Genomic DNA, 21,480 nt, shown 5'->3' on the forward strand with positions numbered 1-21,480 from the left:
GCAGGGCTCAGCACGCCTGTTCGAGAACCAGGGCGGCGGCCTGTCCTATATAAAAAGCGCCATTATGTTAAATTTTAAGTTTGGCGAAACCCAAATCTTCAAAAGTGGTAGCGTCATCCGGCTTTATTGTGAATAGTGACCCGTCTGCAGGGAAGCCGGCGAGTATATCCAATCAGTTCTACGATAGCATCCCGTCCGCCAAGACGTGGGCGACGAGTATATCTGAGCCGAATGCACGAGAGCCGGTAGATGACATCGGTTATTCCTGTTTCCTACGTCGCCGTATCACTTAACGCTTGATCAAGACTCGTTGTGACTCGGTTCACATCCTCCATCGACAGGCAAAGTGGCGGCACCATGCGGAGGCATTGCTGGAATGGTCCGGATTTCGACAGGATAATTCCCTGCGCACGGCAGGCCTCAAATACCTCTGTCGTCATGGCCTTGTCAGGCGATTTGCTATCGCGGTCTCTTACAAATTCCAAGGCCAGCATCAAACCGTGACCCCGCACATCGCCGATGGTCTTATACTTGTCTTTTAGATCACTCAAACGTTCCAACAGCTTTGCGCCAACTGTCTTGGCGTTTTCCTGCAGGCCCTCGTCGCGCATGACAGCTAGAACAGCGCGCGCGGCCGCGGCTGATGTTGGGTTTGCACCATAGGTGTGGAACATGAACTTCTCAGCCATTGGCTCGGCTACATGTTTCTTGGCGACTACCGCGCCAATGGGGAAGCCATTCCCCAGACCTTTAGCCATAACAATGATGTCGGGTACGACGTCGTCCGCCTCAAAACCCCAGAAGTGATCACCAGTACGACCAAAACCGGACTGAACCTCGTCTGCGATGTAGAGCCCGCCAGCCGCGCGAACCCGCTCCGCCGCGCCCGACATATAGCCCGGCGGCATCTGATGTATACCTCCATATCCTTGAACGCTTTCGACAAGGATCCCGGCCACCTGACCCGAGGTGGCGGCGTTGATCGTGTGGGTGATCTCATCCAGATAAGGTGCAGTGCCTGGGCCAAAGATGCCGCGATACTGGTTCGGATCGGCAACAAAGGCGACGTTGCCGGGCATGCCGGGGTGCCGCCATCCAGAGATGCCCGTGACCGACTGCGCGGCGGCGGTTGGCCCATGATAAGCTGTGCGCAAAGCAAGCAGATCAAGATTACCGGTGAAGGTTCGCGCCATTGTCATGGCAAGATCAATGGCCTCGGAGCCCGAATTGGTCAGATGCACTACCCAGTCGTGACCCTTGGGCATCGTCGCGGCTAGTTCCTCGGCCAAATGCGCAGGTGTCGGGTGATAGAACATGGTCGTACAATGTGTGAGCTCCTGCGCCTGTTCCATCGCTGCGGCGACAACCCGGGGATGCGAATGTCCGACTGAGATGCAGACGTTCATGCCCAGAAGGTCGGTGTATTTCCGTCCTTCTGTGTCCCATAGGTATTGACCACGTCCCTTTTGGAAAACGATGGGTTCGCGGAAAGGTGTGAAACGGGTCAACGATGCGGCGTAGTACTGGTCGCGCCGCGCGGCGGTGCTGTCAAAGTTCCAATCAGTGTGAAGGGGATGTTCGGTCATTTGGCGACTCCGGCTTTCATACGGGTGTTGTCAGGGTCATACGGTGGGCGAGGTAGAATGGTGGCCTGCCTGCGTTGGCCAAGGATAGAAACGGTCAAGTTCTCGCGCGCATTTGAGTCACGCAAATACGCCAGAGCGAGCACCTTACCGGTGCGGTGGCCGTGGGCGCCGGATGTGACAATCCCGACCGGGGTCGCTTCCTGCCAAAGAGTGTGGGCATAGAACGGATCGACTTCGCCCGCCTCAATCTCCAGCAGAACCATGTCCCATTCCTCAGGCAGGGCGTCGCGCAGATCTTTGCGGACGAAGGGCGCAAGACCTACCTCCAGCGGGCTGCGTTCCGTCGTCAGGTCGCTGCCCCAGCTGCGATAGCCCTTTTCCAGTCGCATTGCGTTTGCGGCATAGGCGCCATAGAACCCGAGCCCATAAGGTTTGGCGCGTTCCTCCATGGTCGCAAACAAACGGACCGCTTGATCGCGCGGGACGTGCAATTCCCACCCGCATTCACCGATATAGGACACGCGAAGAGCGCGCAGCGGGGTGCCTTGGATCTCGGTCTGAGCCACAGACAGCCAAGGCAAATCCGCAAGCTCTGGCAAAGCGTCCGGCGATCTTGGCCCCATGAGGCCAATAACGGCAATTTCTTCGGTGCAATTCTGAATGGTGACGTCAAAGCCGGACGCCACCTGCCTGAGCAGGTCGAAATCAATCTCTTCTGCAGCGGCGGCGGAAGTGAGATAGGCATGGGTTTCGCTTAGCCGCGAGACTGTGAATTCCGAAAGTACCCCACCCGACGGGGTCAGCGCATGAGTCAGTCCAATGCGACCAGTTTTGGGGGTACGATTGCCACCGAGTTTCTCCAGAAATTCCGTTACGTTTTGGCCAGTTACGTCGAACTTCGAAAAGACCGATAAATCAGCCAAGGCGATCCGCGTTGAGGCTGCATCGACCTCGCGCGCAACGGGTTCGAACCAATTGGCACGACGGAACGTCTCGCCGGCTTCAGCGCCGGGCGTATCAGCAAACCAGTTCGGACGCTCCCAGCCATGTGCTGCGCCCATCACAGCGCCGCGATCTACCATCAGGTTATGCAAAGGCGACAGGCGCAGGCCGCGCCCCGCAGGGCGCTCCTCGTGCGGGTAATGCACCCCAAATTGCAGGCCGAAGCATTCGATGGCTTTGGCAACGCGGTAATCGCGATCTGCCCAGGACCCGAAGCGACGGCTGTCTACCGCCAGCGCATCCATGGGTGGGGCACCATGTGTCATCCAATGGGCCAGGAACCAGCCTGCGCCACCGCCCTCCATCACGCCCATGGACGAGCCGGTCAGCAACCAGGCATTCTGCAGCCCATGAGCAGGGCCAATCAGAGGATTGGCATCCGGCGTAAAAGTGATCGGTCCGTTGATCACGGATTTGACGCCGCCCGTTTCCAACGCCGGGATACGCGCCATAGCGGCCTCGATGATATGCTCTACCCGGTCAATATCAGGCGGCATCAGGTCCGCGCCAAACTCGGGCGGGACGCCGTCCACGGACCAGACCTGCGCCTCTTTCTCGTAGGGGCCAAGGATCAGCCCATCGCGTTCTTGCCGGACATACCAGCTTTCCTCTGGGTCGCGGATAATTGGCAATTCGGGAAGGCCTGCTGCCATGCGCTCCGCCACGGCGCCCACGGTGTCGGTGACCAGGTATTGATGCAAAACGGGAACCGACGGAATGTTAAGCCCCATCATCGCCCCGATCTCCCAGCCCCATGTGCCAGCCGCATTAACGACATGCACCGCCTCAACCGTGCCTTTGGGCGTGTCGATCAACCATACGCCTTCGTGCCGGATCGACAGGACAGGGCAGTTGCGCCATATCTGCGCGCCACCTCTGCGGGCGACCTCGGCCATGGCCTGGGTCGCCAGCGACGGGTCCACGTGGCCATCATCTGGCTCGTAGATCCCGCCGATCAAACCATCGAGCCGCGCAAGCGGGTGAAGCTCGGCGATGCGCTCCGGCGTCAGAACCTCAAGAGGGTAGCCAGTGAAATCCGACAGGCCCGCGACGTGACGGAACTCGTCCATCCGATCTGGGTTCCGAGTGATCCGCATTGCGCCGGAGGTATGAAACCCACAATCTCGGCCCGTTTCTTGTGGCAGAATTTCGCGATAGAGCCGCACGGACGTGGCGCGCAGTTCCTGAATTGTCGGATTGTGGGCGAAATGGGTGCAAAGCCCCGCCGCGTGCCAAGTCGAGCCATGGGTCAGGTCGTTTTTCTCTAAGAGCAGCACATCTGACCAACCCTCCTTGACCAGATGATACATCAGCGAGACGCCCATCGCGCCGCCGCCGATAATGACAACCTGGGCCTTGGTCACAGCGCTCATTTTCCACGCATCCTTTCGTTTTTTGGGTCAAAGGGCGGACGCTGCAACGGCGTGGCAGCGTAGTCTTTGCCTGCGACCTTCACCGCAAAGCATCGTGCGCAGCTCTGAGCTTTCGTCTCACCCGGGTCTGTGGACACCAATGCAAAGCACAGGTTCAGCCCGGTGCGCGGTCCACGCGCGCCGGAGGTTGTGAACCCGACATGCTGACCACCTTCAAAGACGGGCTCGTCATGCAGCATCAACGCGTCGCCTTCGACCTGCATCAGGATCAGACGTTTGCGGACGCCCTGTTCTTTCTGCTCGAGCAAAGCGTCTTTGCCCACGAAGTCCTTGCTCCAGTCAATGGTAAAGCCGAGTCCTGCTTCCAAGGGTGTGACCGTCGGACCAATGTCATGGCCCCAGTGTTTGAAGCCCTTTTCGATCCGGCACCCATCGAGCGCATAATGACCCAGAGGCGCTGCGCCTGCGGCGATGAGCGCGTCGAAAACCGGTGAAGTCACGCCGTTGGGAAGCGTTAATTCCCAGCCATATTCGCCGACAAAGCTGACGCGTGTGGCGCGCGCGCGCTGGCCTTCGATCATCAATTCGCGCACCTGTCCAATCGGCGCGTTTGCCCATGGGAAACCGGCGTCCAGCTGCTGAAGCACCGCGACACTGCCCGCGCCCATGACACCAAGTGTGCAAAAATCCTCGGTCACATCCGTTAATATCACCTCATCGGGTAAACTGCGGCGCAGGAAGGCGAGGTCGCGCGCGCGGGTCGCGGCACCAGAGGTGATGTGAAAATGGGTGTCTCTGAGACGCGAGACCGTCACGTCCATCTCGATCCCGCCACGGTCGTTCAAGATTTGGGTGTAAACAGCCCGGCCAGCCTCGACGTCCATATCCGCCGTACAAAGCTGGTTCAAAGCCTCAAGAGCACCGGTCCCGTTGATGTCGATCTCGGTAAAGGGGCTGAGGTCGATCAGGGCCGTGCCATTGGCCATAACCGCGGCTTCGTCCTGGGCAATTGGCCACCACCCCTGCGTTCCAACCGAGTAGGGTTGCGCCTCACCATACCAAAACCCACGCTCCCAACCAGCGGTTTGCCCAAACTGAGCTCCAAGTGCGGCCCATCGGTTGTGTAGCGCCGACTGGCGCATCCCGCGCCCCGCCTTTGGTTGTTTGTAGGGCCAGTGCAGTGCGAAAAGGTCCGCAACCGCCTCCTCCATCCTTAACTCCATGTGGTCGGGCGCAGCCGTAAGTGGATCAACCCGAGCGACATCGACCTCCCACATGTTCATCGGTGGGTGGCCATCGACCATCCAATCGGCCAAGGCACGGCCAATCCCAGCGGACGACATGACCCCCACTGAGTTCATTCCAGCGGCGACGAACAGCCCATCGACAACTGTTTTCCCGACAAGCGGTTTCGTATCGGCGGTAAAGCTCTCAGGGCCGTTCATGAAATGCTGAATGCCCACGTGCTCCAGCGCCGGACACAGATCCAACGCGGCCTCCATGAAAGGGGCAAACTGATCCCAGTCTTCAGCCATTTCAAGGAAAGGCCGGTTGCCTTCCGGACCGTAAGGGTTCCAGCATTTGGCGTGCGGTTCGAAACCGCCAATCACGAGTTTTCCCGCATCGCCCTTGATGTAGATGCCACGATCCAGATCGCGGATTACGGGGAATGGGTCTGGTAGATCGGGGATGGGTTCTGTCACGACATACATGTGCTCAACCGCTTGAAGCGGCAGGGCAACCCCGGCTGTTGCAGCCAGCTCTCGCGACCAGGCTCCAGTGGCGATTACCACCTTTTCGGCATTCAGGGTGGTGCCGTCTGCAAGCGCCACGCCCTTTGCTGTCCCGTTTTTTGTCATCAGACTTTTCACCTCTGCGCCTTCGCGGATGGTCACGCCGAAGGCCTTTGCGGCACGGGCATAGGCCATACAGAGGTCCACGGGGTTCACATTGGCGTCTTCGGGCACGTGCAAAGCTCCGACATGCTCTGAAAGATCGAGCAGGGGCATGGGTATGTCGCCTGCAGCAATTACCGCTGGCGTCAGCCCTTGCGTCGCGCCGAGGTCAGCAATCCGGTGAAGTTCGTCCATGCGCGCCGCTTCGCGCGCCAGCCAATATCCCCCGGTGCGTCGATATCCGGTGGACATGCCGGTTTCAGCTTCCAGCGCGGGAAAGACCTCCAGCGCCGCCGAGGCGAGCGTGGTCATATTGGGCGTTGCGCGGAGGGGCCCTACAATCCCGGCCGCATGCCAAGAGGTGCCCGACGTAAGCTGGTTGCGTTCCAGCAGAGTCACGTCCTGAGCGCCGCGTTTTGCAAGATGATAAGCCACGCTGAGACCGATCGCTCCGCCGCCGATGATCAGAATGCGGCTCATACAAGCCTCCGTTGACGCAAGCTTACAGTCGTCATTAGGCTAAACGGGTGATGATACATGCTTTGCGGTGCCACCCGCGCTCGGTTTCGACGGCGTTTGAACGGATCATGCGCGAGCGTGGCGATCTGTCGGTCCTGCACGAACCGTTCATGTATCACCATTACCTGACCACAACAGATAGGCTTTTTCCGGGCTTTTCGCCGGAGCCGGGACATCCTGTTACCTATGATGATATCCGGGCGATGATCCGCGAGGCGGCAGAGAGCGCCCCGGTTTTTTTTAAGGATATGGCTTATTACGTAGCGGACCGGTTGCCGCGCGACGCAGGGTTTGCGGGCGAAATGACCCATGCTTTTCTGGTACGTGACCCTATCGAAGCAGCGCTGTCTTATGCCAAACGCGACCCGAAATTTACGCGATTGGAGTTGGGGCATGAGGCGCAATACCGACTTTACAACGCATTGACCGAGTTGGGACAAAACCCGTTGGTGATCACTGCAGATCAGTTGCGGACGAAACCGCAGACAACGTTGCGCCGCTACTGGGCGTATGCCGGGCTTGCGTTCCTGGACCACGCGTTCACCTGGAACGACGTTGTGCCTGATGGATGGGGCTCGGTTCAAAGCTGGCACACCGAAGTGCTCCAAAGCGGTGCGATCAAAGCGCCTGAAGCCATCGACTTCCAAGGGGAACTTGACCGGCTGGGTGAGCCTTATACCGACGCAGCTGCGCATCACGTGCCGTTCTATGAGCGGATGCGCGATATTGCAGAAAGTCAGGCACATCAGAAATAGTCCTGGTCTAGTTTCTCGGCCTTACGGGCTGCGATGTAGTCTTTCAGGGCCGCGTCTATATCGGGTTCAAGACCGGGGTCTTCATACCCCGCTAATCGTTCTTTCCAGATAACGTTGGCCCGCGCGGCGGCATCCTGTTCACCAGCTGCGTGCCATTGTTCGAACGAATTGTCATCAGGTGTCCACGGCCGAAAAAGCGCGGTCATGAAATTGGCTTGCGTATGTTTCGACCCAAGGAAGTGCTGCCCTGGTCCAGTGCTTGCTATCGCCTCCATCGCCTGAGCATTCTCGCTCATGTCGATCCCATCAAAAAAGCGCCCGATCTTGCCGCAAAGATCATGATCAATCACGGTTTTCTCAAACGAAGTTACCAATCCCCCTTCGAGCCAGCCAGTTGCATGGTTGATCAGATTGGCACCGGCAAACATCGACATCATCAGGCCCCAGGCAGCCTCTTGCTGGCTTTGTGCGTCGGGAAGTTTGGACGAGCTGAGAGTGCCCACCGTGTGCAGGGGCACCCCCAACCTGCGTGCAAGTTGTCCGGCGGCCAAAACCATCAACCCTGCCTCTGGCGTTCCAAAGGTCGGCGCGCCGGACTTCATCGACATGGTCGATGCAAAGCTGCCCATCAGACAGGGCGCCCCAGGGTTCACTAATTGGGTCAGCGTCATCGTCGCCATGGTTTCGGCCAGCACTTGCGCGAGTGTCCCGGCGACCGTCGCGGGCGACATCGCCCCTGTCAGCACCCAGGGTGTGCAGGCAACGGGCTGGCCTGCGCGCGCATAGGTTTTCAGGGCGCCGGACATATGGCTGTCCATCACCAAAGGCGCGTTTGTGTTAGAAACGCAATAGAGCACCGGGTTCTCGGCCACGAATTCGTCGCCAAAAACGATCCGCGCCATGTCGATGGCGTGGCCCGCACGCTCGGCCCCGATAAAGGCGCCCATGAACGCGCGGTCAGAGTTCCTGATGTGGGCGTAGAGCATATCCAGATGACGCTTGTTCGCGGGCAGATCGACGGGTTCACAAACTACGCCGCCCGAATGATGCAGCCACGGTAGAGTGTGGTGCAACTTCACCAAATCGGTGAAGTCTTTGTAATTCGCATAGCGCCGACCGCGATCCAGATCATGTACGAAAGGCGGACCCCAGGACGGGCACAGAACCGTTGCATCCCCGCCAAGCTGCACATTGTTCTTGGGGTTGCGGGCGTGCTGCGTGAACTGGCCTGGCGCGGTGGCGGTAATCGTCCTGCGGCAGAAACTCAAAGGAAATCGAACTCGTGTGCCGTCTACATCGCAACCTGCTTCCGCGAATATCTGGAGGATTTCGGGGTCGTCCTGAAACTCCATCCCGGTTTCGGCAAGGATGGTATCCGCATTTGACTCGATCTGTTCCAGCCCGGCGTCGCTGAGTACATTGAAAGTCGAAAGCTTGCGAAGAATGAAAGGCGCACGAACCTCATCTTGCGTGCGTTTGGCAGCAGCTTTGCGGCGACGAGATGTACGAGGGCGTGACATATATCCATGGTGCCGCAGCGATTGACGGAACCCAAGAAAAACCAAATAGTATCAGAAATTCTTATACTAAGGATGAGTCATGCTCGATCGCCACAAGATTTCGCCGAGCCTCATGCGCTCGTTAGAGGTTTTCGTTGCCGTGGCAGAAACAGGTCAAATGCGAGCCGGTGCGAAACTGCTCGGTCTCTCACAGCCCGCAGCGTCCCAACACATCACCGCGTTGGAGCAAGCGTTTGGCACGTCTCTGCTCGATCGCAGTACGCGACCTGCTCAGCTAACGTATGCTGGTGCGCGACTGCATGGCAAAGCGCAGAAGATACTGGATGCACTGTCCGATATGGAAACCGAATTGCGGCATGTTGGCGAACAATCACTGACGCTGCTGAGGGTGGGTATCCAAGCCTCCATTGCGACAACCCTGACGCCATCATTGATCGATCTTGCACAACGGGTGTTCAACGTCGAAGACATCACTCTGCATGCCGGGCAAAGCGGTAATCATGAGCATCTGCTGCGCACCAAACAGGCGGATTTGGCGATTACGTCGAACCCATTTTTAGACATGGACGGATTGGAGCGTCATCATCTTCTGACTGAGAGTTACCTTTTGGTCCTCCCTGAAAAATACGACGGCCCGACCGAAAGCCTGGAAGCTATCCAGACAAGGCTTCCGTTGGTCCGTTTTGGGGATACGACAAATGCGGGACGGCAGATTGCCCAGCATCTGCGTCGACTGCGGTTTGAGCCCGACACAGTCATACAAGCAGATCGCTCCAGTATGGTGACCTCCTGTGTTTCGACAGGACAGGGATTTAGCCTTTTGACACCGACACTATTGATCGATGGTCTCGTGGAAAACATGAGCCTGCAACTGCAAGAACTGCCAGTTTCAGGGTTGTCACGAACATTGACGGTTGTTGCTAGGAAAGAGGAGTTGCGGGGCCTGCCAGCGGCCGTTGCGGAACTGAGCAAACAGATACTGGCTCAGAAAATTGCGCGTCATATGGGGAAAATCGGGATCCGTAGTGTGGAGCTGGAGCAATCCAAAGATCTGACCTCTGGCTAAAGAGTGTCCGCTCATATTCTTTGGTTATCTTTACTATCGAAAACAAAAAGCAGACGTCTCCGCATTGCTGTTCGTAGTTTGGTTTGTGGAGTTGTTGCGCAGCGCTTAAGCCGGCACTTCTGATCTGCAAAGGTGAAGCTGAATCGCCTCCGCATCGCTTTTTCGGTATCTTCCTGACGTACCGAGCAACATTCGGCTGGCCGTTTTATCGGTCGCTCGAGCCAAGACCAGACGTTGCTTTGATCCAGGAGGAGGCGAGATGAAGATCCAAAGTATGCACCACCTCGTCGCCATCGCTTGTCTGATTGGACTCGTCCAGTCGGCAATAGCACAAACGCCCCCGGACGCTCGTGAAGTCTCCGGATACGATGGGCTCTTCAGAGCAGCGCATGACGGCGATGTCGCTGAGATCCGGCGGCTGGCGTCGAGCGGGGCTGACGTCAACGCTCGCGATCCAAAGGGGCGAACACCGGTGCACGTGGCAGCTTTTGCGTCTGAAGATGAAGCTCTGATCGCCTTGGCTGAAGCAGGCGCAGACATGAATGCACTGGAGGGACGCGCCTATGACGTGGTTACCATCGCGGCAGTCGCTAATGATCCTGAGCTTTTGTTGCTCGCGATTAAATTGGGAAATGATCCAGGACTGGTAACCAGCCCTTATGACGGTACAGCGCTTATTGCGGCAGCGCACCTCGGTCATGTGGAAATTGTTCGCCGACTGATAGCGGCAGGGGCACCGCTCGATCACATAAATAATCTGCACTGGACGGCTGTAATGGAAAGCGTGGTTCTGGGCGATGGAGAAGCAAACCATCAAGATGTGCTCGATGCACTACTCCAGGCCGGGGCCGATCGGACACTTGCCGATCGCGATGGCGTGACACCGCTGCAACACGCGGAGAGGCGGGGCTTCTCGGAAATGGCAGCCCGGCTAAGGCAAATGGATTGACGGACCCCAAGGTTTTACTAGCCTGATTATTCGCTTGGCAGCGAGGTGCAACAAGGCTTGGGCACAGTGCATCTTATTCGACTCCTACGACGCGCTTGGACTAGTTGTCGCTTACCGCCATAGTAGGACCGAGTTTATCAGTTCTTCGGAAAGGCGGATTTATGCGGGCACTGGTTGTCACTCTATTCCCGATCCTTCTGGGTGTATTCCCAGCATACGCAGTGTCTCCAGACGCTCAGAGACTTATCGATCGGGCGGCTGCCGACTGCCAGTCACTCGAAAATGGAGAATTTGACGCGGGCGATGCTGTAACTAAAATAGAGCTCCGTTCGCAGTTCGACACCGTCCAGGCCGAGCTTGTCGACGAATCTGATTACGCGTGTTCGTCGGCAGCTTCACTCTACTGCGGCACCGGTGGCTGCATGCTTTATCTGATCGTGGAAGGTACCGTTCACGCATGGCAAGCGACCGGGTGGCGGCTGATCGAATGGGGTCCTGACCGCATGTTGCTTATCGGTCGGGATGGTGGCTGGTGTGGCGGTGCCGGCGCTGAGGTCTGCTATGAAGCCCTTGTTTGGAGCAATGGAAGAATCCTTACCGTGGGGCCGCCTCCAGAAAACCGGTAAGGGCCGTTATGTTAAATTCTGGTTGTGTGTGCTGCAGTAGGTCCAATCAGGCCCTGCAGAGCCGATGCGCGCGCTGTTTTCTAGATAGCAAGATCGTCGACCCATGCTGAAACAGCTGCGCCCATGGACTTGATGTGATCAGCAAGCGTGAAACCTGAAACGCGTTTGCGTGGTTTGAGGTCATGATCTCCGTCTTCAAACCAACTCATCTGGATTGCCGAGGAAAGCTCATACTGGCTGACTTCATCCATCGAGCCGAACTGGTCGCGCGTTCCCTGGCAGATCAGTGTCGGGGTCCGCAGGTGCTTTAGGTGCTCAGTTCGAAGCTTTTCTGGTTTACCAATCGGGTGGAATGGATAGCCTACGCAGAGCAGTCCAGCGATGCGATCCGCTTCAAACTGCTCATCGGCAATCATACTGGCCACACGCCCGCCCATAGACTTGCCGCCTATGATCAGCGGGCCATCGGCTTGCAGCTCTTCGATCGCAGCCAGGTACTCTGAATTCAGTTTCTCAGCGCGTGGCGGAGGCTTCCTGGTGCCCTCATTTCGGCGGGCAGCTATGTAAGAGAACTCAAACCGAACAACTCTCAGACCCTCCTCGGCCAGCGCTTCTGCTATTGCCGTCATTGCGGGGGAGTCCATCGGAGCACCGGCACCATGAGCGGCCATGATGGTTGCGCGTGCTGCTTCAGGGTTGAGTTCGAGGAAATTGGTCGACACGATTTCTTCTGCGTTCAGGGCTTCTAAGCGCGGGTTTCAGAAGACAGTATACCCCATATCGCAGGCAAAAGGCCCATCCAAACGACCTCAGGCATGGCTTCTCCATCTATCAGCCCTAGGCGCTCCCTCGATCCACCTTCTATCGTTCTGCGAAAACCTGAATTCTTCGCTGGTTCTGGTTCGAGCGAGATTTAATCGTTTCCTACCACACTCGTCAGCCTGTGGAATTTTTTTGTTGACGGACGCGACATCTTGTGTTTCTCAAAGGGTACACCACAACCACCGCGCAAAGCCCATGGAGATCTGGGGCTTTGCAAAAGACGAAACCGGCGGGTGTTGTGGCTCTTGATTACCCCACCTCCCGCGCCATCGAGGACGACAAGGAGGTTTGGGTATGGGTATCACATTCACCTATAAATCGGCAGAAGAGGAATTATGCTCAGGCACCGATAAACTGGCAACTGGCGAAGTCGACGGCAACCAAGCTGAAACGGCTGCGCCTAAGAAGCCGCGCAATGACTTGTTGCCGAATTTCATTGTGGAAATAACAGATCTGGCGAAGCTAGCCGCACCGAACCACCAAGTTCGAAAGCCCAGCAAAAGCCAGGTTGCGCAGGTCGCACGATCGATCCGATCTTTGGGGTTTCGCGATCCGCCATTGGTCGGCGTTGATGGTGAAATCATCGACGGTGAAACTCGTGTTGAGGCGGCGAGGGCAGTGGGGCTCAAGGAGATCCCGTGCATTGTTGTGGGTGACTTGTCTGAGCAGAAAATCCGGCTTCTTCGGATTGCGCTGAACCGCATCCAAGAGCGCGGTGAATGGAATGAGGCCGCGCTCAAACTGGAAATGGTCTATCTCTTGGAATTTGAGCCGGATCTGACGGTTACCGGTTTCGAAGCTCCTGAGATCGATCGTCTCGTCATTCTCGATGACGTTGAAGCCGGCGAGCCAGATCCGCTCGACAAAATCGCGCCACTTCCTAAACTGGACGCACAAGCGGTGACCCGGCCCGGTGACGCTTATCATCTTGGCGAGCATCGTGTCCTTTGCGGCAACGCACGTGACATGATGGACGTCGACCGGGCTCTGGCAGGGCGTGACCTTACGGCTGTCTTCACGGATCCACCCTATAACCTGTCAATTTCGAAAGACCTTTCGGTGGGTGGAGGCAAATTTGCGGAGTTTGCCGAAGGCTCGGGTGAGATGTCTGAGACCGACTACGAAGAATTTCTGACTGTCGTGACCAGCAATATGGCCGAGGCCCTTAAGAAAGGGGGCGTCGCTTTTCTCTGCATCGACTGGCGGCAAGCCGAGGTGCTCATGCGGGTGGTCAGGGCATTGGGGCTGGAGCTGATCAACACCTGTGTCTGGGCCAAGGACAAGCCCGGGATGGGGTCGCTTTATCGCAGCCAGCACGAGCTTGTGCTCGTGGCAAAGCGTCCCGGCGCACCGCATCTGAACAACGTCAAGCTCGGCATCCACGGTCGCAACCGGTCAAACGTCTGGCGTTACGCCGGAGCGACGGGTGGTCGTAAGTCTGAGCAAGACGACTTCTCTGTGCATCCTACAGTGAAGCCCGTTCTCATGGTGCGGGACGCGATCCTTGACGTCACAGCAATGGGGGATGTCGTTCTGGATCCTTTCCTGGGCTCTGGTACCACTCTGCTGGCGGCGGAAATGTCGAAACGGGTCTGCGCAGGCATTGAGATCTCTCCGGCCTACGTGGATGTCGCAATTAGCCGTTGGGAGAAGTTGACCGGGCTTCATGCCATGCATGAAGAAACGGGTCTCCCCTTCCATGAGCTGTGGCAGAGCCGGGTAAAGGGCGGCGAGAGCGCCAAGTCGATAGAAAGCGTCGCCAGCTTGCCAGGCTCGAGCATCGACGAGGATTTCTGATGTCGAAGGACAAAGATGATGAGGTTGGATACGGCAAGCCGCCCAAAGCGCATCAGTTTAAACCTGGTCAATCCGGTAATCCGAAAGGTCGGCCTAAAGGATCGCGTAATCTGCTGAAGCTGATCTCGAAACATGCGGCGAAAAAAGTGGCGGTCATTGAAGGTGGCGTCGAGAAAAAGATGGAACGGATGGATGTCGTGATCTCGGCGATGTTCAACAAGGCTTCAAAGGGTGATGTGAGTGCGGCGCGTCTCTTGACCAACCTAGTTTTGGCCTCGTCGCAGTTGCAGGGTGAAGAGTATGACGTGGGCTATACTGACGAGGATCTGGCCGTGATCCTTGGGGAGGCTGACTGGCAGGCCCAGCTTGTGGAAATGGCGAAAGCGAACGAATAATATGACACCTCATCATGATCTTGTTCGCGCGTCTTACGTCAAAAGCCTGTACCTTTTTGTCGTCCGTGCCTTCGGTGTTCTGAATCCAGGCGATGAGTTTGTGGACGGCTACTACCTCCGCGTGCTCTGTCAGATCCTCACACAAGTCGCAGAAGGTAAAATCAAACGGCTCATCATCACCTTGCCTCCGAGGCACTTGAAGTCTCAGATTGTCAGCGTGGCCCTGCCAGCTTGGCTCCTCGGCAGAAACCCTACGGAAAAGATAGTATGTGCCAGCTACAACAGCAGCCTTGCAAATGATTTTGGACGGCAGACACGAGTCCTGATGCAATCACAGTTTTATCGAACCACATTTCCCAAAACGGTGATTGATCCCAATAAGAGCGCCGCCGATGAGTTCTACACGCTGGCGAAAGGTCGACGGTTTGCAACGTCGGTTGGAGGCACCCTCACAGGTGTTGGTGGGGGTTATCTCTTTTTCGACGATCTGATGAAAGCCGAAGACGCGGAGTCGCTTGTGAAGCGGGACAACTGCCACGACTGGTTCCGTAATACGGCTGCCAGCCGCCTTAACAATCCAAAGACAGGTGCCATTGTCATCGTTGCACAGCGATTGCACGTTGATGATCTGGTCGGGCGGCTGCTGCCGAGTGGAGACTGGACGCATCTGAACCTGCCGGCCATCGCAACCGAAACGCAGGAGCTGTCACTGTGCAATAGAGCGACGTGGACCCTTTATCCCGGCGATTTTTTGCACCCGGAACGCATGACACACGACTTGCTTGAGGAACGACGACGTGAGCTGGGCTCAAGAGCCTTTGAAGCGCAATACCAGCAGTCGCCTGCGCTACCCGGGGGCAACCTTATCAGGCTAGAGTGGTTTGGCACCTATAAAGGAGCCCCAAAGCCTAACCAATACGAAGCCATCGTCCAGAGCTGGGACACAGCATCCGTTCCCGGTGTGGACAACGACTACTCAGTATGCACCACATGGGGTCTCATCAACGACACGATCGACCTTTTGGATGTACATAGGGCCCAGTACCACTACGCGGATCTGCTCAGGGCCGCACGTACTCTGAGGGCGAAGTGGCAGCCCAAGCTGATCGTGGTCGAGAAAGCGGGCGTTGGTTTTGCGCTCGGTAATGACTTGTTAAACGACGGTTTGAGGGATGTGCAAGGACTCGATCCGAAAGGCGATAAGATGCAACGCTTGTCGCTACAAGCCGCCAAGATAGAAGCGGGGCAAGTGCGCCTCCCCGAATCTGCGCCATGGCTCGAACAGTTCCTGACGGAAATTGCGGAAGCGCCGGACGGCCGTTACGACGACCAGCTGGATAGTGTTTCGCAGATGCTGCGGACGCTCGACAAGAAGCCCTGGCAGTTGCGCAAAATCAGCCGGTACAAGATCTGACTGGTCCGGCTTGATTGTTAATGCATGACTGGCCTCGAGTCCATCTGAACGATGGTTTTAGGAGCCGGTGGCCGACAGCCGAGAGCGCTGTGGGGCATGCTATGTTGCGAGCAGGTGAAGTTGAGTTGCGTCAACGGCGACGTGAAGAGGTAAATAACTCGATCACCGTTGACTGGTTAACACTAAAATCGCCAACCGGACGATAGAATAGCTCAAAGATGTCGTGCGGCAAACGCAGCGTTCTGGGTTAAAGCGAGGTCATAGGATCACTGGTGCAGGTATGCTTGCATTCAATGGTTTCCGTATTGTCTTCTGATCACCGTCAGAACCAATCATAAGCAGCCGCTACCCCAGTATCTAAATCCATAACGCCATGATTAAGACTACGCCTGTTGTCGTTTCCGCGCAGGCGAAGGGTGACAGGATTTGTCGCCCACTGCGCATATTAAGGATTCGTTAGCAGACAACGCCGGCAGTTTTAGCAATCAAACCGACGGTGTCTCTGAGTGCGCAAACTGTCAGTAGGAACGGGTAAGTTGAATAGTGAAAGTAGAAAAATCATTGGAGTGGCGATCGGCGCAGAAGTCCTGATCATCGGCGCTGGTCTGTCTCTGGCCGGTGCCATCGGCTGGCAGTCCTTCAGCGAGCATCATGATATCGCGCTTGCGACATCAGCGGCCGCTTTCCCACTGATCCTGGCTTGCCTGGAACTCTTTAAGATACCAGCAGGGTATGCACTCTACAGAGCGCGCTGGATTATGAAACCCTTTGCACTTCTTTTGCTCGCCGGCGGAATAGTAGCCACATTTGAGACGGTAACGATGGCGGGATCAACTTGGTTCCGTTCAGTTCAATATGATGTGCAACTCGCACAAACCGAGCTAGAGGCCTTGCGGCAACGTAGAGATGGGCTTGAAACAGATGTGTCCTTTGAGGCGCAAAAATCTGTCATCGCGGCCCTGCAAGCGCAGCTCGATAACCTAAACACATCCGCCGAAAGCAAGGATTTGAGCGCCAAACTGACGCAAGCCAAATCAGATCGTGTCGCGCTTCTGAACAGAGCATCAGAAATGCGCGACAAATTTGGTGCAGAATGGGATGCTCAAACGGCTGACAACGAGCGCCGGGCCGACAGTGACAACCCGGTCATACGCAGCCAGGGAGAAGCCTCTCAGAGGTCTTTGCCAACGCGCGTGAACTATATTGCTGCGGAAATGTCTCGTTGGCAAGCGCGGGAAGGCGGTCTGATCGAGACAGAATTACAGCGGATCACTGCGATGATTGCAGATGCCGAAGCGGAACGGGCTGTTCTCGTCAAATCGGAAAGCTTTGGTCCGGAAATCGCTTTAGTTCAGCAGCAACTAATGGAAGCCAACACGGCATTGCTGACTGCTCAAAAAGCGGCCGCTCAGGCGGTAATTGACAAGATTAGTCTGGGGATTGAAATCGAGAAAGCCCGTTTGCACGTGGCTGAAAAAGCAAGTGCTTCGATCATCTATGACATTGCCGCAAAATGGTACACCACGCCAATTGGTGATGTCACCGAGCAACAAGCCAACGAGGTAACAAAATGGATTGTCGGCGGTGTCGCTGCTGCCGCTGCACTGTCCACCGGTATGGCCGCTTTCGTCGCGGCGCATATCGCATCGTCTCCTCCCGCTCTGCCCTTTGGACAGGCCTTACGGCGGTACGTGTTGCGTCGCCGCTGGCGGCGGAAACAGACGGTGGAGAAGGTCGTCTACAAAGACCGGATCGTCCACAAATACTTGCCGATCACGGAGGGTCTGACCAACCTTAAGGATCGATCGATCCGGGAGGAACTGAAACTAAGGAGTGTTAATGATGGATAAGGTAGAGCATGATTTCAGCGCCATCGAGCAAGCGCTTGCCCAAAACGAAGCACCAATGCGCATGCGTGAGCGGATCGGCAAAGGTGGCATGGCGGGGCTGGTCATTCTTGCGACCGGCATGGCCGTAACACTGTCGTCGCTTGGTATTGGCAAGGGCATCTTTTGGGCAAAAGAAGAAAAGATCGTGGAGGTCGAAAAGACTGTCGAAGTCCCGGTTGAGAAAATTGTCGAGATCGAAAAAATCGTTGAAGTGCCTATGCCGGCGCCGTCTCTACCGCAGGTCCCTCCTCAATCGAATGCGAAGATCGTGCGTAACTACACCATTTTTCAGAATGTCGAAGTGCCAGTCGTCGCTGGCAAGCATAACGACGACTGGTTTGTCACCGCCGGACACAACTACGAAACCAGTCAGCAGCGGAACTACGATAATGCTTACTGCTACGCGACCTCTTTTGCAGATGGTGTATCTATCCGTGTAAATCTGTCGACCAAGTCGAACGTAGGTATTGTTACCGATGAAGTTGATCTGGGGGCTGCAAAGATGGGGGTGGGTGAAGCCGAGCTGCGCCATATGCGCAGTCTGTGCCCGTACCTATGAGGAGGACCACTGTGAAGACCGTTCTGACATCAATAGTTCTGCTGGCGGGGAGCGCAACATCTGCTTTTTCCGTCGAGCAACCCGATGTAGTGGGTTCGGCGCAAATTCGCGACGTCGATACTATTGTTGTATCTGGTGTGCCGATCCGCTTGAACGGCGTTGATGGACCAGAATTGGGTACCTCTTCGGGGCGCGACGCCCGGCGGTGGATGGTCAACCATTTGCGAGGCAGATCCGTCGCGTGTTTTTTGACTGGGGCCAAATCCTACGACCGTCATGTAGGCACATGCTATGTCCAAGACGGCATCACAGAGCGCTGGGTGGATATCGGGGCTTCAGCGATTTCCGCGGGTCATGCGCTCGATTGTGGTCGTTACTCGGGAGGCAAGTACGCTGATCTCGAAACACCTGCGGCTCGATCGAGGATTAAGCGCGCCGGCTACTGTCGCTAGTGAAACAAGAGCCACCGAGGGATTCGCGAGAGTAACAATAGGTGAGCACTCATCAGAACCTCGGCGACAGCCAAGTGAGATCCCGTGCAGGTCGTTACTTTTATCTACAGATTGTTAGGTTTTGCCGCTGCTGTGTGGGAATCTTTGTGAAATGCTTAAGTTCTCACTGGTTTTGATTTTCGTCTCTGTTTTTCTGGTTTTCTTCATGTGGGAACCGGTTCGAAAATTGATCGAAGTCGCTCTGGACCTATCGATTTTTGTAATTTTGATTTTATCAATCTCTTTGCTGATTTGGGTGTTGCGGCAGGCTTAAGGTCTCATAAGCGAATCGTCCTGGCGAGGTTGACCAAAGCCGACGTGTTCATTTGATCAAAGGACCATGTGAGGCGTTGTGCCAGTCGATATCGCGCTCCGTCACGCCCATCTCGCGCCTTTCAACGCGGGTCAAACGCGTGGGATCGATACGCGAAACAAACAATGATCTGAAACTTGATTTGATCTTCTCGCGGACCGAATTCGGCTTCTTTGAGCTGGAGATCACGGGTTCAAATTGTGATGTGAACTCATGTGTATCTGCGTATTTCATGGCGTGCTCCGTTGTTAGACACTCCCGCAAAATCTCAGGAGACTGCTTATCAAACAAACGCCGTTTCTTGACATGGATTGTTCCAAAAAGTCACAATGCGCCATGCCAAGAAACCTGCCGCCTTTAAATCCACTTCGTGCCTTTGAAGCAGCAGGAAGGTTGGGTAGCTTTACCCGCGCAGCCGACGAACTAAACGTGTCGCACTCGGCGATTTCCCGCCACATACGTGGGTTGGAAAAACGACTGAATGTACATCTGTTCCGTACACAAAAATCTGGTGTCGCACTCACGGAGCAGGGGCAAATCTATCTGGCTCAGATCACGCCTGCGCTTGATCGGATTGCTGAGGCGACGGACGCATTGACCGCCGAACCCAAAGGGGTTGTCACAATGACAACGGAGAGTTCCGTGGCGCAAAAATGGCTGGTGCCAAGGCTGCCCAGATTAAAAGCGGAGCATCCCGACATAGAGTTGGACCTCTCGATAACAACCGATGTTATGGACATTGAAGCGCATGATTTTGACCTGGGCTTGAGATATCTGCGCGTCGATCCACCGGAAGGATACGATCTGTTGTTCCCTTCTCTCGTCAGCGCCTTTGCTGCGCCGGGTTTTGCCCCGGACACTGGCGCTGACTTGGATCTTGCAGCTCTTGCGTTAGGGCCACTGATAGAAGAGGCAACGTTCCGCCTGTGGCCGGAATGGTTTCGCCAATCTGGTTTGAAAGAAGTTCCGGCTCTTGATCTGCCAAAGCCTTTGGGGGCTCTCCTGTCAATTCAATCCGCGGTCGCAGGATTGGGTGCTGTATTGATGGATCGGCACCTATGTCAAACTGAGGTAGAAACAGGAGCGTTGGTCCGCCTCAACGACATAGAGCTTGGATTTGGGGGCTATTATCTGGCAACGAACCAACGCGCGGGAAGACGCAGAGCGGTCCGCGCCGTACGGAAATGGCTGCTGCAGGAAGCGCTATCGGGACAAGCTTGAGTAGATAGCGCGTCGCATGAATTTCTGGCCTCGGAAACCAGGGCGACATAGTGGCTGCTATGCCCAACAACGCTTCTCCATAGAAAGCGAAACCGTCGTTGACGTTATATGGCCTGGCCCAATCTTTGTTCCGCATCTACTACGTAGGTGAGGTCAAAATTTCTATCCTCAAACGTCGTGCGACGGTCCCCGAAGTCGAACGTGTCTTCCATAATAAACTGTTCCAACTTTTGGGGAAGATCAGGCTTAACGTTGACACCATGACGAGCAAAATGTGCAAGAATGGTCTTAAAGAGCTCTTCACACGGCCAGTGGTTCCTTTTCAATCTAATTTCATCGACTTCCCACCGCGCTCGATGCCAAAAGATTTCAACAATCGCCTGTTTTTTCCCGGTCCATTCGTAGTACTGCCGGTCTCCTCGCAAGGCTTGCGGCACTTTCTCCGAAAGACAGTTCCTGTACCGTTTGGAAGCCGCTTCCATGGCCAAGCCATTTGAGAGAAAGCGAACGCGATGACAATCGGGGACGTGTTGCGCCGGGAATGGTAGGCGGACATACATGGACCGCATGAACGAAGAAACGTCACGCCGTTGGCGAACTATTAAATGCAACTTGTCTTTGAGTTCCTTCCAATCCGGGAAGTTTTCCGCTCTTAGCTCGTCGTAGATATCTACAAATGTTTGCACGTGTCTGTCCTTTTGAAAGCTTTTGGCGAAGTGAAGGCACCGCAATTCTTGAGGAAGATAGGACAAACGATCGATTGTTCCGGACGAGAGCCGCTTCTCATTCAGGATTTGCTTACGCAGTCTTGGACCATCGTGGGCTAAAGCATACAGTTTAGAATAGGTTTCTTGTTCTTGCGCAACAAAGCCAAAGCGAAAGAGAAGCGCTTCGAAACTAGGGGGCATGTCACCATATGCCTCGGCGAGCAGGTCTGCCGATTTTTGGGACAATAGTGCATGGCGCATGGCCGTTACGTTGTTCTGGCTTTCAGCAAGTTTACTTATTGTGCGTTCCGCAGCGAGAACGGCGTTCCAGACTTGCCGACGGCGAGCATTTGTAAGCAAGTACAGCATCTGCATATGTCCGGGAAAAACCAATGCGACATTGTCATGTAGTGGGCCGGCAAGTTTCGCCACAAGCTTCTGATAGTCATTTGTAATCTGTGCCGATTGCAGCGCCTCTATGGCTTTCAGCTTCTCCAATCGGTTTGCATCCGACTTCACGCTTCGTCTTGGCATTGCTTAAGGGCGCTCCTTGATGATGACTAAGGGCGTCAAACTATCAA

18 protein-coding genes are annotated in these 21,480 nt (G+C 55.8%); 11 read left to right on the top strand and 7 right to left on the bottom strand.

Translation table 11 applies throughout. From position 1 onward, the window contains the following. Positions 1-272: 272 nt before the first annotated feature. Genes GS632_RS19110 through GS632_RS19120 form a run of 3 tightly spaced genes read right to left on the bottom strand, consistent with a single transcriptional unit; the run spans position 273 to position 6,336 of the window. Positions 273-1,586, bottom strand: a complete 1,314-nt coding sequence (locus GS632_RS19110) for an aspartate aminotransferase family protein (RefSeq protein WP_171175722.1) — start codon at positions 1,584-1,586, stop codon at positions 273-275. Then, positions 1,583-3,961, bottom strand: a complete 2,379-nt coding sequence (locus GS632_RS19115) for an FAD-dependent oxidoreductase (RefSeq protein WP_216601862.1) — start codon at positions 3,959-3,961, stop codon at positions 1,583-1,585. Before GS632_RS19115 ends, GS632_RS19110 begins: the two co-directional genes overlap by 4 nt. Further along, on the bottom strand, positions 3,958-6,336 hold the full coding sequence (locus tag GS632_RS19120; RefSeq protein WP_171722357.1) for an FAD-dependent oxidoreductase: 2,379 nt from the start codon (positions 6,334-6,336) through the stop codon (positions 3,958-3,960). The genes GS632_RS19115 and GS632_RS19120 overlap by 4 nt, the downstream gene beginning before the upstream one ends. Positions 6,337-6,386: 50 nt before the next feature. On the opposite strand from GS632_RS19120, the gene GS632_RS19125 reads away from it, so the two are divergent. After that, positions 6,387-7,130 carry a hypothetical protein gene (locus GS632_RS19125; RefSeq protein ID WP_171175718.1) on the top strand — a complete coding sequence of 248 codons (744 nt, stop codon included), beginning with the start codon at positions 6,387-6,389 and terminating at the stop codon, positions 7,128-7,130. Here the strand turns inward: GS632_RS19125 and GS632_RS19130 are convergent. After that, a complete protein-coding gene (locus tag GS632_RS19130; RefSeq protein WP_171722356.1) occupies positions 7,121-8,650 on the bottom strand; it encodes a trimethylamine methyltransferase family protein in 1,530 nt (509 codons plus the stop codon). The genes GS632_RS19125 and GS632_RS19130 overlap by 10 nt on opposite strands. 79 nt (positions 8,651-8,729) lie before the next feature. Between GS632_RS19130 and GS632_RS19135 the strand changes: the two genes are divergently transcribed. From GS632_RS19135 to GS632_RS19145, 3 genes are all read left to right on the top strand, one after another. Beyond that, on the top strand, positions 8,730-9,716 hold the full coding sequence (locus GS632_RS19135; RefSeq protein ID WP_171722355.1) for a LysR family transcriptional regulator: 987 nt from the start codon (positions 8,730-8,732) through the stop codon (positions 9,714-9,716). Positions 9,717-9,975: 259 nt separating this feature from the next. Then, the gene (locus GS632_RS19140; protein WP_253284516.1) at positions 9,976-10,665 is read left to right on the top strand and encodes an ankyrin repeat domain-containing protein; all 690 of its coding nucleotides are present in this window, start codon (positions 9,976-9,978) and stop codon (positions 10,663-10,665) included. Between the two features lie 161 nt (positions 10,666-10,826). Then, on the top strand, positions 10,827-11,291 hold the full coding sequence (locus GS632_RS19145; RefSeq protein ID WP_171722354.1) for a hypothetical protein: 465 nt from the start codon (positions 10,827-10,829) through the stop codon (positions 11,289-11,291). 80 nt (positions 11,292-11,371) lie between these two features. Here the strand turns inward: GS632_RS19145 and GS632_RS19150 are convergent, their stop codons facing one another. Beyond that, positions 11,372-12,013 carry an alpha/beta family hydrolase gene (locus GS632_RS19150; RefSeq protein WP_371810130.1) on the bottom strand — a complete coding sequence of 214 codons (642 nt, stop codon included), beginning with the start codon at positions 12,011-12,013 and terminating at the stop codon, positions 11,372-11,374. A gap of 394 nt (positions 12,014-12,407) precedes the next feature. Between GS632_RS19150 and GS632_RS19155 the strand changes: the two genes are divergently transcribed. The 6 genes from GS632_RS19155 (at position 12,408) to GS632_RS19180 (ending at position 18,619) form a co-directional block, all read left to right on the top strand. Then, on the top strand, positions 12,408-13,910 hold the full coding sequence (locus tag GS632_RS19155) for a DNA methyltransferase (protein ID WP_171722353.1): 1,503 nt from the start codon (positions 12,408-12,410) through the stop codon (positions 13,908-13,910). Continuing rightward, complete coding sequence (locus tag GS632_RS19160) at positions 13,910-14,305, top strand: DUF5681 domain-containing protein (protein ID WP_171722352.1); 396 nt, start codon at positions 13,910-13,912, stop codon at positions 14,303-14,305. Before GS632_RS19155 ends, GS632_RS19160 begins: the two co-directional genes overlap by 1 nt. Position 14,306: 1 nt before the next feature. Beyond that, positions 14,307-15,719, top strand: a complete 1,413-nt coding sequence (gene terL / locus GS632_RS19165; protein WP_171722351.1) for a phage terminase large subunit — start codon at positions 14,307-14,309, stop codon at positions 15,717-15,719. A 536-nt stretch (positions 15,720-16,255) separates the two neighbouring features. Continuing rightward, positions 16,256-17,569: a hypothetical protein gene (locus GS632_RS19170; protein WP_171728255.1), complete on the top strand. Its 1,314-nt coding sequence runs from the start codon at positions 16,256-16,258 to the stop codon at positions 17,567-17,569. Then, a complete protein-coding gene (locus GS632_RS22040; protein ID WP_216601864.1) occupies positions 17,562-18,167 on the top strand; it encodes a hypothetical protein in 606 nt (201 codons plus the stop codon). The genes GS632_RS19170 and GS632_RS22040 overlap by 8 nt, the downstream gene beginning before the upstream one ends. 11 nt (positions 18,168-18,178) lie before the next feature. After that, positions 18,179-18,619, top strand: coding sequence for a thermonuclease family protein (locus GS632_RS19180; protein ID WP_371810129.1), 441 nt, complete (start codon positions 18,179-18,181; stop codon positions 18,617-18,619). A 361-nt stretch (positions 18,620-18,980) separates the two neighbouring features. On the opposite strand, the gene GS632_RS19185 is transcribed toward GS632_RS19180, so the two are convergent. Continuing rightward, entirely contained in the window at positions 18,981-19,205 is a 225-nt protein-coding gene (locus GS632_RS19185) for a hypothetical protein (protein ID WP_171722349.1), read from the bottom strand. Positions 19,206-19,307: 102 nt separating this feature from the next. Between GS632_RS19185 and GS632_RS19190 the strand changes: the two genes are divergently transcribed. After that, a complete protein-coding gene (locus tag GS632_RS19190) occupies positions 19,308-20,192 on the top strand; it encodes a LysR substrate-binding domain-containing protein (protein ID WP_256368735.1) in 885 nt (294 codons plus the stop codon). Positions 20,193-20,296: 104 nt separating this feature from the next. On the opposite strand, the gene GS632_RS19195 is transcribed toward GS632_RS19190, so the two are convergent. Next, positions 20,297-21,397: a hypothetical protein gene (locus GS632_RS19195; protein ID WP_171722347.1), complete on the bottom strand. Its 1,101-nt coding sequence runs from the start codon at positions 21,395-21,397 to the stop codon at positions 20,297-20,299. Positions 21,398-21,480 lie beyond the last annotated feature (83 nt).

Source organism: Ruegeria sp. HKCCD7296 (assembly GCF_013110775.1).
Classification (GTDB): domain Bacteria; phylum Pseudomonadota; class Alphaproteobacteria; order Rhodobacterales; family Rhodobacteraceae; genus Ruegeria.

Bases quoted from the DNA above. Each gene is read 5' to 3' on its own strand.
- GS632_RS19120 (WP_171722357.1), bottom strand. From the start codon at position 6,336: ATGAGCCGCATTCTGATCATCGGCGGCGGAGCGATCGGTCTCAGCGTG.
- GS632_RS19160 (WP_171722352.1), top strand. From the start codon at position 13,910: ATGTCGAAGGACAAAGATGATGAGGTTGGATACGGCAAGCCGCCCAAA.
- terL (WP_171722351.1), top strand. From the start codon at position 14,307: ATGACACCTCATCATGATCTTGTTCGCGCGTCTTACGTCAAAAGCCTG.
- GS632_RS19155 (WP_171722353.1), top strand. From the start codon at position 12,408: ATGGGTATCACATTCACCTATAAATCGGCAGAAGAGGAATTATGCTCA.
- GS632_RS22040 (WP_216601864.1), top strand. From the start codon at position 17,562: ATGGATAAGGTAGAGCATGATTTCAGCGCCATCGAGCAAGCGCTTGCC.
- GS632_RS19130 (WP_171722356.1), bottom strand. From the start codon at position 8,650: ATGTCACGCCCTCGTACATCTCGTCGCCGCAAAGCTGCTGCCAAACGC.
- GS632_RS19125 (WP_171175718.1), top strand. From the start codon at position 6,387: ATGATACATGCTTTGCGGTGCCACCCGCGCTCGGTTTCGACGGCGTTT.
- GS632_RS19190 (WP_256368735.1), top strand. From the start codon at position 19,308: ATGCCAAGAAACCTGCCGCCTTTAAATCCACTTCGTGCCTTTGAAGCA.
- GS632_RS19140 (WP_253284516.1), top strand. From the start codon at position 9,976: ATGAAGATCCAAAGTATGCACCACCTCGTCGCCATCGCTTGTCTGATT.
- GS632_RS19145 (WP_171722354.1), top strand. From the start codon at position 10,827: ATGCGGGCACTGGTTGTCACTCTATTCCCGATCCTTCTGGGTGTATTC.
- GS632_RS19110 (WP_171175722.1), bottom strand. From the start codon at position 1,586: ATGACCGAACATCCCCTTCACACTGATTGGAACTTTGACAGCACCGCC.
- GS632_RS19185 (WP_171722349.1), bottom strand. From the start codon at position 19,205: ATGAAATACGCAGATACACATGAGTTCACATCACAATTTGAACCCGTG.
- GS632_RS19115 (WP_216601862.1), bottom strand. From the start codon at position 3,961: ATGAGCGCTGTGACCAAGGCCCAGGTTGTCATTATCGGCGGCGGCGCG.
- GS632_RS19135 (WP_171722355.1), top strand. From the start codon at position 8,730: ATGCTCGATCGCCACAAGATTTCGCCGAGCCTCATGCGCTCGTTAGAG.